General features: G+C 53.1%; 13 protein-coding genes. 10 read left to right on the plus strand and 3 right to left on the minus strand.

Translation table 11 applies throughout. The features are described from left to right. The first annotated feature begins 71 nt into the window (after positions 1–71). The 6 genes from rhtA (at position 72) to ybiO (ending at position 6,815) form a co-directional block, all read left to right on the plus strand. Positions 72–959 carry a threonine/homoserine exporter RhtA gene (gene rhtA / locus ACUY4S_RS15640; RefSeq protein WP_458021640.1) on the plus strand — a complete coding sequence of 296 codons (888 nt, stop codon included), beginning with the start codon at positions 72–74 and terminating at the stop codon, positions 957–959. 297 nt (positions 960–1,256) lie between these two features. Then, positions 1,257–1,760, plus strand: a complete 504-nt coding sequence (gene dps, locus ACUY4S_RS15645) for a DNA starvation/stationary phase protection protein Dps (RefSeq protein ID WP_312688406.1) — start codon at positions 1,257–1,259, stop codon at positions 1,758–1,760. A 362-nt stretch (positions 1,761–2,122) separates the two neighbouring features. Continuing rightward, positions 2,123–2,869 (plus strand): glutamine ABC transporter substrate-binding protein GlnH, encoded by a 747-nt coding sequence (gene glnH, locus ACUY4S_RS15650; RefSeq protein WP_312688404.1) that lies wholly within the window; start codon positions 2,123–2,125, stop codon positions 2,867–2,869. 200 nt (positions 2,870–3,069) lie between these two features. Further along, positions 3,070–3,729, plus strand: a complete 660-nt coding sequence (gene glnP, locus ACUY4S_RS15655) for a glutamine ABC transporter permease GlnP (RefSeq protein WP_312688402.1) — start codon at positions 3,070–3,072, stop codon at positions 3,727–3,729. Beyond that, complete coding sequence (gene glnQ, locus ACUY4S_RS15660) at positions 3,726–4,448, plus strand: glutamine ABC transporter ATP-binding protein GlnQ (protein WP_312688400.1); 723 nt, start codon at positions 3,726–3,728, stop codon at positions 4,446–4,448. The genes glnP and glnQ overlap by 4 nt, the downstream gene beginning before the upstream one ends. Before the next feature lie 126 nt (positions 4,449–4,574). Then, complete coding sequence (gene ybiO, locus ACUY4S_RS15665) at positions 4,575–6,815, plus strand: mechanosensitive channel protein (protein ID WP_458021641.1); 2,241 nt, start codon at positions 4,575–4,577, stop codon at positions 6,813–6,815. Here ybiO and rlmF read toward each other — a convergent pair. Continuing rightward, on the minus strand, positions 6,805–7,740 hold the full coding sequence (rlmF, locus tag ACUY4S_RS15670; RefSeq protein WP_458021642.1) for a 23S rRNA (adenine(1618)-N(6))-methyltransferase RlmF: 936 nt from the start codon (positions 7,738–7,740) through the stop codon (positions 6,805–6,807). The genes ybiO and rlmF overlap by 11 nt on opposite strands. A 95-nt stretch (positions 7,741–7,835) precedes the next feature. Between rlmF and ACUY4S_RS15675 the strand changes: the two genes are divergently transcribed. The 3 genes from ACUY4S_RS15675 (at position 7,836) to ybiJ (ending at position 9,340) form a co-directional block, all read left to right on the plus strand. Further along, positions 7,836–8,450 carry a flavin reductase family protein gene (locus tag ACUY4S_RS15675; protein WP_312688391.1) on the plus strand — a complete coding sequence of 205 codons (615 nt, stop codon included), beginning with the start codon at positions 7,836–7,838 and terminating at the stop codon, positions 8,448–8,450. Positions 8,451–8,527: 77 nt separating this feature from the next. Then, positions 8,528–8,794, plus strand: coding sequence for a DksA/TraR family C4-type zinc finger protein (locus tag ACUY4S_RS15680; RefSeq protein ID WP_312688388.1), 267 nt, complete (start codon positions 8,528–8,530; stop codon positions 8,792–8,794). 285 nt (positions 8,795–9,079) lie between these two features. Beyond that, a complete protein-coding gene (gene ybiJ, locus ACUY4S_RS15685; protein WP_312688385.1) occupies positions 9,080–9,340 on the plus strand; it encodes a DUF1471 family protein YbiJ in 261 nt (86 codons plus the stop codon). A 113-nt stretch (positions 9,341–9,453) separates the two neighbouring features. Here ybiJ and ybiB read toward each other — a convergent pair whose 3' ends face one another. Both ybiB and dinG read right to left on the minus strand, forming a co-directional pair. Then, positions 9,454–10,419, minus strand: coding sequence for a DNA-binding protein YbiB (ybiB, locus tag ACUY4S_RS15690; RefSeq protein ID WP_312688382.1), 966 nt, complete (start codon positions 10,417–10,419; stop codon positions 9,454–9,456). Between the two features lie 25 nt (positions 10,420–10,444). Further along, positions 10,445–12,586, minus strand: coding sequence for an ATP-dependent DNA helicase DinG (dinG, locus tag ACUY4S_RS15695; protein ID WP_458021643.1), 2,142 nt, complete (start codon positions 12,584–12,586; stop codon positions 10,445–10,447). Between the two features lie 329 nt (positions 12,587–12,915). Here dinG and licT point away from each other — a divergent pair, with 329 nt between their 5' ends. Further along, positions 12,916–13,755 (plus strand): BglG family transcription antiterminator LicT, encoded by an 840-nt coding sequence (gene licT, locus ACUY4S_RS15700; protein WP_458021644.1) that lies wholly within the window; start codon positions 12,916–12,918, stop codon positions 13,753–13,755. Positions 13,756–13,836: the final 81 nt, after the last annotated feature.

Here is a 13,836-nt window from a genome sequence, read left to right on the forward strand (position 1 = left end):
AACCAGCCGCCAGGTAATTCAAGTAGACTGGTTGTTTTACTTTCAGTTGACAAAAATTGACGGGAGAAAGGATGCCTGGGCTGTCTCGTAAAATGCCGGTATGGGTACCGGTGGTGGTGCTTTTAATTGCAATGACCTCGATTCAGGGGGGCGCCTCACTGGCTAAATCGCTGTTTCCGTTGGTCGGTGCGCCGGGTGTAACAGCCCTGCGTCTGGCTCTCGGGACGCTTATTCTGGTGGTGATCTTCAAGCCCTGGCGTTTGCGCTTCACACGCGAGCAACGTTTGCCGCTACTGTTTTACGGCCTGTCGTTGGGCGGCATGAACTACATGTTCTATCTCTCTATTCAGACGGTGCCATTAGGCATAGCTGTCGCGCTCGAATTTACCGGCCCGCTGGCCGTAGCGCTTTTTTCTTCCCGTCGCCCGGTGGATTTTATTTGGGTGATCCTTGCCGTGCTTGGCCTGTGGTATCTGTTGCCGCTGAGTGGCAGTGTCTCGCAAGTGGATTTAACCGGCGCGGCATTAGCGCTGGGCGCGGGGGCGTGTTGGGCAATCTATATTCTCGCGGGCCAACGTGCCGGTGAAGAACATGGCCCGGCAACGGTCGCGTTAGGCTCGTTAATTGCCGCAGTGATTTTTGTTCCTCTTGGCGCACTGCAATCCGGGGAATTATTGTGGCACTGGTCGATATTACCGCTGGGAATTGCCGTCGCGATTCTGTCCACCGCTTTACCCTACTCTCTGGAAATGATTGCCCTGACCCGTTTGCCAACACGAACCTTCGGCACCCTAATGAGTATGGAGCCCGCGCTGGCGGCCATCTCCGGTATGGTCTTTCTGGGTGAAACGCTGGCCATGCAGCAGGTGCTGGCGCTGATGGCTATTGTTATTGCCTCGATGGGATCAACGCTGACCCTACGGCGGGAAACAAGAATTAAAGAAGTTGATATAGGTTAACACTTATTATCCGGCATAAGTTGGCGCTTGTGCCGGATATCCACGCAATAGTACAGAAATTATTTTTTACGTTTACCTTCATTTATTCGCAAATAGAATTATTCTCTTTTTCACTGATCCAGCTTATTTGAATATTCTTATAATTCATTTGATTAGTTGGTACTTCTCAAAAATCACGCCTATATTTTGATTATGCTATCGAACTGATAGGCACAGCCAAAACTGATAAGGTTAATCAGGTGCTATACTTAGTTTCAGTAATTACCTGGGACACAAACATCAAGAGGATATGAGATTATGAGTACCGCTAAACTGGTAAAAACGAAAGCGTCTAATCTGCTTTATACCCGTAACGATGTATCGGATAGCGATAAAAAAGCGACAGTTGAGTTGCTGAATCGCCAGGTGATCCAGTTCATTGACCTGTCGCTGATTACCAAACAGGCCCACTGGAATATGCGCGGTGCAAACTTCATTGCCGTACATGAAATGCTGGATGGCTTCCGGACCGCGCTCGTCGATCATCTCGACACCATGGCCGAACGTGCGGTACAGCTGGGCGGCGTGGCACTCGGCACCACACAGGTGATCAACAGCAAAACTGCATTGAAAAGCTACCCGCTGGATATTCACAGCGTGCAGGATCACCTGAAAGAGCTGGCTGACCGCTATGCCATCGTTGCGAATGATGTGCGTAAAGCCATCGGCGAAGCGAAAGACGAAGATACGGCCGATATCTTTACTGCCGCTTCCCGCGATCTGGATAAATTCTTGTGGTTCATCGAATCCAATATTGAATAATCCATAAGCATCACTGATGACCCTCTCGTTGCCCGACGAGAGGGTTTGCACTTTTATAGTGCACCACTTTGCCCTTCCCCCCTCATAAAGTTACCACTTCGTTACTATCCCATCACAAAATTGTTATTAGCCGATTGTTTTACGCCCGGAATCTGCGCTAAATAAGAGCAAAACAGGTTCGCGTCGCCAAACGCACCAAAACAGTGACTCAAAATGGTGCACCACGACATTATTGCTACACTTATTGTGCAATCGTGTAAAGCTTCGTCTTTACAAAACAATAGGTTGTAAACCTGGCATGATTTTTTCATACTGCGTTCATTCTCGCAGGGGTTCGCTCCCCGGATACAAAAGGAAAAACTATGAAGTCTGTATTGAAATTTTCCCTGGCTGCACTCGCCCTCGCCTTTGCTGTTTCTTCTCAGGCTGCTGACAAAAAGCTGGTCGTCGCAACCGATACCGCATTCGTACCCTTCGAGTTCAAACAAGACGGTAAATATGTTGGTTTTGACGTCGATCTGTGGGCTGCTATCGCAAAAGAGCTGAAACTGGATTACGAACTGAAGCCGATGGACTTCAGCGGCATCATCCCTGCGCTGCAAACCAAAAACATCGATCTGGCACTGGCCGGTATTACCATTACCGAAGAGCGTAAAAAAGCCATTGAGTTTTCTGACGGCTACTACAAAAGCGGTCTGTTGGTAATGGTGAAAGCCAACAACGACGACGTTAAAAGCGTGAAGGATCTCGATGGAAAAGTGCTGGCAGTGAAGAGTGGCACCGGTTCTGTTGACTACGCGAAAGCAAACATCAAAACCAAAGATCTGCGTCAGTTCCCGAACATCGATAATGCCTATATGGAACTGGGCACCGGCCGTGCAGATGCAGTACTGCACGATACGCCGAATATCCTTTACTTCATCAAAACGGCTGGCAACGGCAAGTTCAAATCGGTGGGTGAGTCTCTGGAAGCTCAGCAGTACGGTATTGCCTTCCCGAAAGGCAGCGACGAACTGCGTGAGAAAGTGAACGGCGCGCTGAAAACCCTGCGTGATAACGGCACTTATAACGAAATCTACAAAAAATGGTTCGGTACTGAGCCTAAATAATTATTATAAAATTTAAAGCGTTACACCTCAGGGGCGGTTTTCGCCCCTGATATCAACACAGTGTCTTTTACGTTGCGTCGCAACGGCAAGGCTGCGGCGTCCTGCCAGGTATGCAGTAACAGGCAGAAAGGGTTAAGGTGACTTAACGGCAGCGTGCAAGATGCGGTGTTTTATCACCACGGTATACAGGAATACATATTATGCAGTTTGACTGGAGCGCCATCTGGCCCGCCATTCCGCTTCTGCTCGACGGGGCAAAGATGACCTTGTGGATTTCGATCCTCGGTCTGGCAGGCGGTATTATTATTGGTTTGCTGGCCGGTTTAGCCCGTACCTACGGCGGCTGGATCGCTAACCACATCGCACTGGTGTTTATCGAAGTTATTCGCGGTACGCCTATCGTTGTTCAGGTGATGTATATCTACTTCGCACTGCCAATGGCCTTCCCCGATATCCGTATCGATACGTTTAGCGCCGCCGTGATCACCATTATGATCAACTCGGGCGCGTATATCGCTGAAATTACCCGTGGCTCCGTGCTGTCTATTCATAAAGGCTTCAGCGAAGCAGGCCTCGCTTTGGGCTTATCACGCGTTGAAACCATTCGCCACGTGATTATGCCGCTGGCGTTGCGCCGTATGCTGCCGCCGCTGGGTAACCAGTTGATTATCAGTATTAAAGATACCTCGTTGTTTATCGTTATTGGCGCGGCTGAATTGACCCGCCAGGGCCAGGAAATCATTGCCGGCAACTTCCGCGCACTGGAAATCTGGACCGCCGTTGGGGTGATCTACCTGATCATTACCCAGGCGCTGAACATCGTGCTCCGTCGTCTTGAAGGAAGGATGAAAATCCTGTGATTGAATTTAAAAACGTCTCCAAGCACTTTGGTCAAACCCAGGTGCTACACAATATCGATCTCAACATTTCACAGGGCGAAGTAGTGGTCATTATCGGGCCGTCTGGCTCGGGCAAATCCACGTTGCTGCGCTGCATCAACAAGCTGGAAGAGATCACCAGCGGCGATCTGATTGTGGATGGCCTGAAAGTGAACGATCCGAAAGTGGACGAGCGTCTGATCCGCCAGGAAGCCGGGATGGTATTCCAGCAGTTCTACCTGTTCCCGCATCTGACGGCACTGGAAAACGTGATGTTTGGCCCGCTGCGCGTGCGCGGTACCAATAAAGCGGATGCCGAAAAGCTGGCGAAAGAGTTGCTGGCGAAAGTTGGCCTTGCCGAGCGTTCGCATCACTACCCTTCCGAGCTCTCCGGCGGTCAACAGCAGCGTGTGGCTATCGCCCGTGCGCTGGCAGTGAAACCAAAACTGATGCTGTTTGACGAGCCTACCTCGGCACTCGACCCGGAACTGCGTCACGAGGTACTGAAAGTAATGCAGGATCTGGCCGAAGAAGGCATGACGATGGTGATCGTGACCCACGAAATCGGCTTTGCCGAAAAAGTGGCATCGCGTCTGATTTTCATCGACAAAGGTCGTATTGCCGAAGACGGCAACCCGCAACAGTTAATTGAAAATCCGCCCAGCCCGCGTTTGCAGGAATTTTTGCAACACGTCGCCTGACGCATCAAAGCCCCCCGCAAGAGGGGCTTTTTTTTTCGCCCTCGCCTGGATTTATCCCAATTCTTCAGCGCCTCGTTACGGCATCTATACTTATCTTTTTGCGGGATTTTCTCACCGGAGGAGCCTATGCCGTGGATAGTGCTACTGATTAGCCTGCTGTGCGCGCCGCTACATGCGGCGACTCTGCCCGGCATCACCCCTGCAGCCAACAATGCCCCAGCCTCACAAACCACCGAGCCGGATGTGGAACAAAAAAAAGCGGCTTATGCCGCGCTGGCCGATGTGCTGGAAAACGATGCATCGCGGCAGGAACTGATCGACCAGCTACGCAAAGTGGCAACGGCGCCCACGCAGGAGTCGGTGCCAGCGATCACCCCGCCAGAGGTGAAAGAACAAAAAACCGTGCTGGAGAACATTACTGAAGTCAGCCATTATTATGGCGAAGCGCTGGCGCAGCGCTTTGCCCAGCTGTACCGCAACCTGATGGGATCGCCGCATAAGACTTTTAACCCGCAGACCTTTGTGAATGCAGCGGGATATTTTTTACTGCTGGCCGCGCTGGTGTTTGCCTTCTGGATGCTGGTTCGGCTCTGCGTACTGCCGCTGTACCGCAAAATGGGCGCGTGGGGACGGCGGAAAAACCGCGATCGCAGCAACTGGCTTCAGCTTCCCGCCATGATCATCGGCGCGTTCATTATCGATCTGCTGCTGCTGGCGCTGACACTGTTCGTTGGGCAGTTGCTCAGCGCCGCACTGAATAATGGCAACCGCACTATTGCTTTCCAGCAGAGCCTGTTCCTCAATGCGTTTGCCTTGATTGAATTTTTTAAAGCCATTTTGCGGCTGGTGTTTTGCCCACGCATACCAGACTTGCGCCCGTTCCGCATTGAAGATCATACCGCCCGTTACTGGCACCTGCGCTTGAGTGCGCTCAGCAGCCTGATTGGTTATGGCCTGCTGGTCGCCGTGCCAATCATCTCAAACCAGGTCAACGTGCAATTTGGCGCGCTGGCAAATGTGGTGATTATGCTGTTTATCACGGTCTGGGCGCTGTACCTGATCTTCCATAACAAGAAAGAGATCCAGCACCATTTGATCGCGCTGGCCGATCGCTCACTGGCATTTTTCAGCCTGTTTATCCGCGCCTTTGCCCTGGTCTGGCACTGGCTGGCAAGTGCCTATTTTATTGTGCTGTTCTTCTTCTCGTTGTTCGATCCTGGTAACAGCCTGAAATTTATGATGGGCGCAACCGTTCGCAGTCTGGCAATCCTGAGCATTGCGGCGTTTCTTTCCGGCGTGCTGTCACGCTGGCTGAACAAAACCATTACGCTCTCACCACCGGTACAGCGTAACTATCCGGAGCTGCAAAAACGGCTCAATGGCTGGCTCTCTGCCACGCTGAAGACGGCACGTTTCCTGGTGGTATGCGTGACGGTTATGCTGCTGCTTAATGCGTGGGGACTGTTTGATATCTGGCAGTGGCTGACCTATGGCGCAGGTGAAAAAACGGTCGATATTTTGATCCGTATTGCGCTGATCCTGTTTTTTTCCGCGGTGGGCTGGACATTGCTGGCAAGCCTGATTGAAAACCGCCTCGCCTCTGATATTCATGGCCGGCCGCTGCCCAGCGCACGCACCCGCACATTATTAACGCTGTTTCGCAATGCGCTGGCGGTCGTGATCAGTACCATTACAGTGATGATTGTGCTGTCGGAAATTGGCGTCAACATCGCGCCACTGCTTGCGGGTGCAGGTGCATTGGGCCTGGCGATTTCATTCGGGTCACAAACGCTGGTGAAAGATATTATCACCGGGATATTTATTCAGTTTGAGAATGGCATGAATACCGGCGATTTGGTGACCATTGGCCCGCTAACCGGCACAGTAGAACGCATGACTATTCGCTCCGTCGGCGTACGTCAGGATACCGGGGCGTATCACATTATTCCCTGGTCATCGATCACGACCTTCGCCAACTTTGTTCGCGGTATTGGCTCTGTGGTAGCGAATTATGATGTCGATCGCCACGAAGACGCCGACAGAGCGAACCAGGCGCTGAAAGATGCCGTTGCTGAACTGCTGGAAAAGGAGGATATTCGCGGGCTGATCATCGGCGAGCCTTCGTTCACCGGCCTGGTCGGGTTAACCAACACCGCCTTTACGCTGCGCGTGACCTTCACCACGCTGCCGCTTAAACAGTGGACGGTACGTTTCGCCCTCGACACGATGGTGAAGAAACATTTCGATCTGGCGAACGTGCGCCCGCCAGTGCAAACCTATCAGGTACTGCCCCCGCCGGGCAGCCCCGCACTACAGCAACCCGTGTCAGGCACAGGGCCGCAGCCACCGGCTGAACCTACGCTTTGAAACGCGTCTGTCCCCAGCGGGTGCGCTGATTATCATCAAGGAAGGTCCAGGCAATAAAGCGGCTCTGCTTTTGCCCCTGGGCCATCTCTTTTTTCAGCACTTTCACAGCGCCAGCCCGGGTCAGAGCGCGGTAGAGTTCTGGCAGGTTATCGCCGCGAGAAACCAGCGAGGTAAACCATAACACCTGGCGGGCAAACGACGGGCTTTCGGCAATCATCTTACTGATAAAGGCCACTTCCCCCCCTTCGCACCACAGTTCCTGCTGCTGGCCGCCAAAATTCAGCGCGCCGTCGGCCGACTGCCCAAGATTTCGGCGCTTGCGCTCGCTGCCCGCCTGCGCACTTTGCGCTGAGTCGTGGAACGGCGGATTGCAGATGACCGCATCGTACTGCTCATTCTTATGGATAATGCCGTTCAGGATCGCCGCCGGATCTTTCTGTCGACGCAGGCGCACTGCGCGGGTTAAGCCAGGGTTAGCGTTGATAATTGCCTGCGCGCTGGCAAAGGCCGCATCATTCACTTCGCTACCGGTAAAGCGCCAACCATATTCGTGAGCGCCAATCAGCGGATAAATACAGTTCGCGCCCGTTCCCACATCCAGCACGCTGGCTTGTATTGGAACCTGGCCCTGATTGCTTTCAGCCAGCACATCCGCCAGATGGTGAAGATAATCAGCACGCCCCGGTACTGGCGGGCAGAGAAAACCGTCCGGAATGTCCCACTCGCGCACACCATAAAACTGCGCCAGCAGCGCCTTGTTTAAGGCTTTTACCGCCAGCGGTTGCGCAAAATCAATCGTCGGCTCGCCATTGGGATTAGCAATAATAAAATCATGCAGTGACGGATTGACGGCGCACAGCGCCCCGAGGTCATAGCGGCTATGGTGGCGGTTACGCGGGTGTAAACCCGGCTTCTGGGCATTCATGGCATTCTCCTGTTCGCAGCGGCGTAAGATACCCGTTGACGCTGGCCGGGTAAATAAGTGAGGCTGAAGAAACTTTCTTATCACGTGGACATGCTATGTATTTTTATGAACCGTCGAAGGGCCACGGCCTGCCCCACGACCCGCTCAACGCCATTATTGGCCCTCGCCCGATTGGCTGGATAGCCTCACTGGATGGCGCGGGTCGCCGCAATCTTGCGCCGTACAGCTTTTTTAACTGTTTCAATTATCGCCCGCCGATCATTGGCTTTGCCAGCAGCGGCTGGAAAGACAGCGTGCGCAACATCAGCGAAACCAAAGAATTTGTCTGGAACCTGACGACCCGCGATTTAGCCGTGCAGATGAATGAATCCTCCGCCTCACTACCGCATGGTGAAGACGAGTTTACCCGCGCGGGCCTGACTCCAGTGCCAGGACGCCTTGTTAGCGCGCCACGCGTTGCGGAAAGCCCGGTCAACTTTGAGTGTCGCCTTTCGCAGTGCATTCAATTGACGAGCGCAGCCGGCAGCGCCATTGATACCTGGCTGGTGCTGGGTGAAGTGGTGGCGGTACATATCGACGAGTCGCTTTTAGAAGAGGGCATTTACCAGACAGCGAAAGCGCAACCGGTGCTGCGTGCCGGCGGCCCATCGGCCTATTACGGCATCAGTGAAGCACTGCGCTTTGATTTAACTCGCCCGGATAACCGTTAGCCAGTGTGGCAGGCCGGAACAGCTGTCGACGCCGATCCGGCCTGCGCGACTATACTGTTAATACGGAGGGCAACATTATGGCTTCAGGTTGGGCAAACGATGATGCGGTACAACAACAGATCGACAGTACGATCGAAGATGCTGTCGCGCGTGCTCGCCGCGACATCCCGGCGGGCGACAGTCTAAAAGAGTGTGAGGAGTGTGGCGAACCCATTCCGGAAGCGCGTCGTAAAGCGATCCCGGGGGTGCGTTTATGCGTATCCTGCCAACAGAAGAAAGATTTACATAACTCTACATTTTCAGGATATAATCGCAGAGGTTCGAAAGATAGCCAGCTACGTTGACGTTTCCTGACCTCTGTAACCAGCGCAAGCGGTTGCCTTTACATCCACAGAATGATTCCCGCCACGTAGCAAAATGTGCCGCAAATCTTTCGACGCTTCAACGCGGCCGCTGATACGCGCTCAAATCCTAATAAAAACCTTAAAATACAAAAAGTTGTCTATCGTTCAATTTTTTAGAACAACGCCGTCAATTCTCTTCGATTTTATCTCTCGCGAAAAACCGTGATACTTATCACATCGACGGAACATCGTCTTCCATACAGAATAACCTGCGAGAATTTAACCATGAAAACCATTAAATATGCTGTTGCTGCTATCGCCCTGTCCACCCTCTCCTTTGGCGCGTTTGCTGCACAATCCGTCAGCCCGGCTCAGGCCGAAAATCTGAATAAAATCGGTGTTGTTTCTGCAGACAATGCAGACACGCTGGACGGTCTGGAAGCAAAACTGGCGCAAAAAGCACAAGCAGCTGGCGCATCTGGCTACAGCATCACTTCCGCTAACGGCAATAACAAAATGAGCGGCACCGCGGTTATCTACAAATAACCTGACCGAAGTTTTACCCCCGGCACATAACCCTCTGCCGGGGTGCTCCACCCTCATTGACCCTGTTGTTACCCTGTTTTTGCCCGTCCAGTGATGTGACGGGCTTTTTTTCGTCAAAAACTTTCCGCAACCCGCGCCAGCCCGGCGTCCAGCGAAGCCACTTCTCCGCTCGCCACCAGGCAGCAGGCTAACTGAATCTTCAACGACTCCGGCACCGCTTCGCGACCCGCAATGCAGTGTTCTATCCAGCGTGCGGTACTTTCCGCGTCTTTTGCTACCCCGACGGGGGCGGCCTGCGAAGGCGAATCATTGCGTGCAAATAAAGTACGCTCGCCCTGCGTATCAATAAGGTTGATCTGCGGGCAACGCTGCGGGTTGGCGTATACCTCACCTTCAGTGCCTTGCATCAACAGGCCACGCCCGCCGATATCTGCAAAGAATTTGCCCACACGAGTCAGATATTCCGGGTGTGAAACACTGGATAAGCGCAGCGCCGCTGCGGGTTCAAAGGGCGTGGCCAGTTTCGCCAGCGTGTGCGCACTGTTACGCACCCCCATACGCCAGCGCATCGCCAGCTGTTTTTCCAGCGGCGGGCAAAGCGCGCTCACCGGCATGTAAACCGGCTGATGCCCTTCGAGCCGTGCCTGCGCCTGGCCGGCGTGCAGGGTCGCGTCGATACCGAGTAATTTAAAAATACTCTCCGTTATCACACGGGAAGGATCTTCACTGACGCCGTGCACCAATACCGGAAAACCAAGCTTTGTCAGCAATATGGCCAGCAGCGGTGTCAGGTTAGCCTGCTTGCGTGCACCGTTATAACTGGGAATAACAATCGGCATCGGTTTCGCCACGGGCGGGGTCAGCGTGACGGTGTGCTGCTGCATAGCCTCGTAAAAACCCCGCATTTCCGCTTCGCCTTCACCTTTAATGCGCAGGGCAATCAGAATGCCGCCCATCTCCAGTTCTGGCACCTCGCCATTAAGCATTTGCGTGTACAGCCCGCGCGCGGTATCAACATCCAGATCCCGGGCGTGATTCTTCCCCCGGCCAATCTCTTTAATGATGGTGCGGTAGTCCATGGAAACTCCTTACGTGCTCACATCGTTAACGGCGCCTGCGGCGCTTTTGTTCTGGTTTCTTCACTATAACGTCGGGCATCGCCGGTTGTGAAATAGGAAACACCGGTAGCGCATCAAGCAGGCGTTTACCGTAGCGCTTTGTCAGCAGCCGCTTGTCGTAAATCACTACTTCTCCACGACAACCATGACTACGGATCAGCCGCCCGACCTGCTGGATCAGGTTAAACGAGGCGCTCGGCAGGCTCTGCACTTCAAACGGATAGCGGTTGAGGCTCTTTAACCACTCCCCTTCGGTGATCACCACCGGGCTGTCGATAGGCGGGAAAGCAATTTTATGGATATGTACTTGTGTCAGGTAATCGCCTTTTAAATCCAGCCCTTCAGCGAAGGATTGCAGCCCCACCAGTACGCTGCGTTCGCCAGCATCGATCCGTTTGCGATGCAGCTCCACGAGCCGATAACGCGGTTGATCGCCCTGCACCAACAGTAACAAGCGCAGATCGGTAACATAGGTCAAAAACAGTTGCATTGCCCGCTGACTGGCAAACAGCACCAGCATGCCCGGATGGGCTTTGCTCTCCACTTGCTCGCGAAACCAGGTTGCCATTTCAGCAATGTGCTGTTCCTCGTTTTCTATCAGCGGCTCGTAGCGCATTTGCGGAATAACAATTTGGCCCTGCTCAACATGATTGAACGGCGAGTCCAGTGTCACAAAGCGATCGCCAGCCTTCTCTCGCAGGCCGCTCATCTCCTGTAAACGGCTAAAACTGTTCAGCGAGCGCAGCGTGGCGGAGGTGACGACAATATGCGGTACGCTGCGCCAAAGCAGTTTCTCCAGCTGATCGCTGACGCGGATCCCCACACAGTGAAACTGCAGATGCAACTGGCCATCACGCATGTCTCGCGTCGCCCATTTGGAGACAGGCGCACCCGACGCCTGTACCATCGATGCCAGCCGCCACAACTTGCTCTGGCTTTCAAACATTCCCAGCGCGCGGTTCATTTGCAGGATCACGCGGTGCAGGCGCACGATATCGTGACTGCCCGTTTTCTCACTTAAATCATTCAGGAACAGCTCTGCCAGGCCCCGCAACATCTCCGTCAGTTTCGCCAGACGCTGGCAAATAGCCATCACCTCGTCCGGCAGTTCCCCCATCGCAAAGCGGTGTTCAGCTTCCTGCCCGGCAGGCAGCAGGAGATTAAGTATGTTATTCAGCGAAGCAATCAGCTCATATAACTCTTCACAGTGGGCATTCAGCCGCTCTGGTGTCGCCAGTGGCGGCGTGGTCTTCGGGCGGAATTGTTCCAGACAGGTAGCAATGAGCTTGCTGAACAGATCGAGCTGCAGCCGATACCATGCGGCGGTGATTTCCGCGCTCATTTCCAGCGCATCACGTGCGACATCCGGTAAATGGTGGCCTTCATCCAGTACCAGTAGCAGGTTTTTTGGCTCCGGCAGCACCGCTTCGCTCTCCATTGCCGCCATTACCAGCGCATGGTTCGCCACCACCACTTCCGCTTCCTGAATTTCACGCCGGGCAACGAAAAACGGGCACTCCCGGTAGTAGTGACAGTTACGGTTCAGGCAGCTGGCTTTATCGGTGCTGAGGCGTCGCCACATATCGTCAGTAACGGCTTTGTCCGTATGATCACGCAGACCGTCCCATTTGTAGCTATCCAGATCGGCTTTCAGCGCCGCGCAGAGCTTCTGCTCCTCTTTATTGCCCGGCGTTAATTCATCATCCAGAAAGGCGAGCAGATCTTGTTGATCGGGTTCGGTACTCGCCAGCGCGGCCAGATTGCGCGGGCAAACGTAGCGACCGCGCCCAAAAGCGGCGGTAAAACGTAAGTCAGGGATAATTTTACGCAGCAACGGCAAATCTTTGCTGAAGATTTGGTCCTGCAGCGCAACGTTGGCGGTGCTGACCACCAGCGTTTTTTGCTCTTCACGGGCGATAGCAATACCAGGAATCAGGTAAGAGAGGGTTTTCCCCACACCGGTCGGCGCTTCAATCGCCAGATGCCGCCCCTCATCCCCCGCCAGCGTTTTCGCGACATCAGCAATCATCTGCCGCTGCGGCGCTCGGGGAATAAAGTCCGGGATCTGTTGTTGCAACGCCTTATACCAGGCGGCAATCTGCGCTTTTAGCGCGGCGGTAAGGGCCATGATGAAACCTGAAATACTGTATAAACAGCCATTATTGTGGCATTTTTAGCGCGCCGGGGGTAACGGTTTTTGCAAGGCGGAAGCGGGTACCTAAAAGCGACCGTCCAGTCGCAGATACAGAATATTTTTCGCAGAGCCGATCACAAATTGGCATATCGGGTCATTAATGCGCCTGCCGACGCGTTGATCATTCATCAACGCAATGCTAGTTTTTTACCTGCATTACGCTTGTTACCGAATATCGGGCAAAACCTAAATGCAGACTTAGAGGACAAATCCGTCCGCGGCTGTATTTATGTTTTGCCCGTTTTTGTTTGCAGGAGTTGGCGATGCTGGTCAAACAAATATTAAATAATAACGTTGTCAGCGCTATTGATGATCGTGGCCTTGAGGTTATTCTCACCGGGTGCGGGCTGGGTTTTAATACCCACAGCGGCGCCGTCGTCGACGAGCAAGCCATCGAAAAAATATTTCGTCTGCAGGATTCGCAAATCTCCGCTCGCTTTAAAGATCTGGTCAGCGAAGTGCCGGTAGAAATACTGCAACTGACCGACGATATTGTCGCGCTGGCGCGGAATGCACTGCCACACAAATTAAGCGAAGGGCTGTACGTCACGCTGGCCGATCACCTGCATTTTGCCCTGCAACGTAGCCAAAATAACGATGTGCTGCCCAATCCGCTGGAGTGGGAAGTTCGTCATTTTTATACCGCAGAATATGGCATTGGCCGCCAGGCTCTGGGGATGATAGTGGCACGCACAGGCACGTTATTACCCGACAGCGAGGCCTGTAGCATCGCCCTGCACATTGTTAACGCCGGGCTGAATGACACCATGGGTAAAACCGCGCAAATTACGCGCCTTATTTACCAGCTCCAGAATATTGTTAAATATTTTTTTAGCCTGCCACTCGATGAGCACAGTCTGAACTATCAGCGATTTATTACCCATTTGAAGTTCTTTGCCCAACGGGTGATTGATGGTGTGGTGTTAAATAATGACGACGAAGAGTTATTTGCCATGGTGCAACGTCGTTATCAGACAACCCTGAAATGTGTTGATGCAATTAATGAGTTTGTCGGCAAAAACTATCACCACACCATGAGCAACTCGGAAAAGCTCTATCTGACCGTGCATATAGAAAACGTGGTGCAACGGGCAGAGTCGTAAACCTATTCTTTCCAGGCTTGTTACTGTTAAATCAGGCAAACCCCAGAAGAACAACGCGCCGGTAACTTACCGGTAATTGTT

Source organism: Kosakonia beeri (assembly GCF_054165705.1).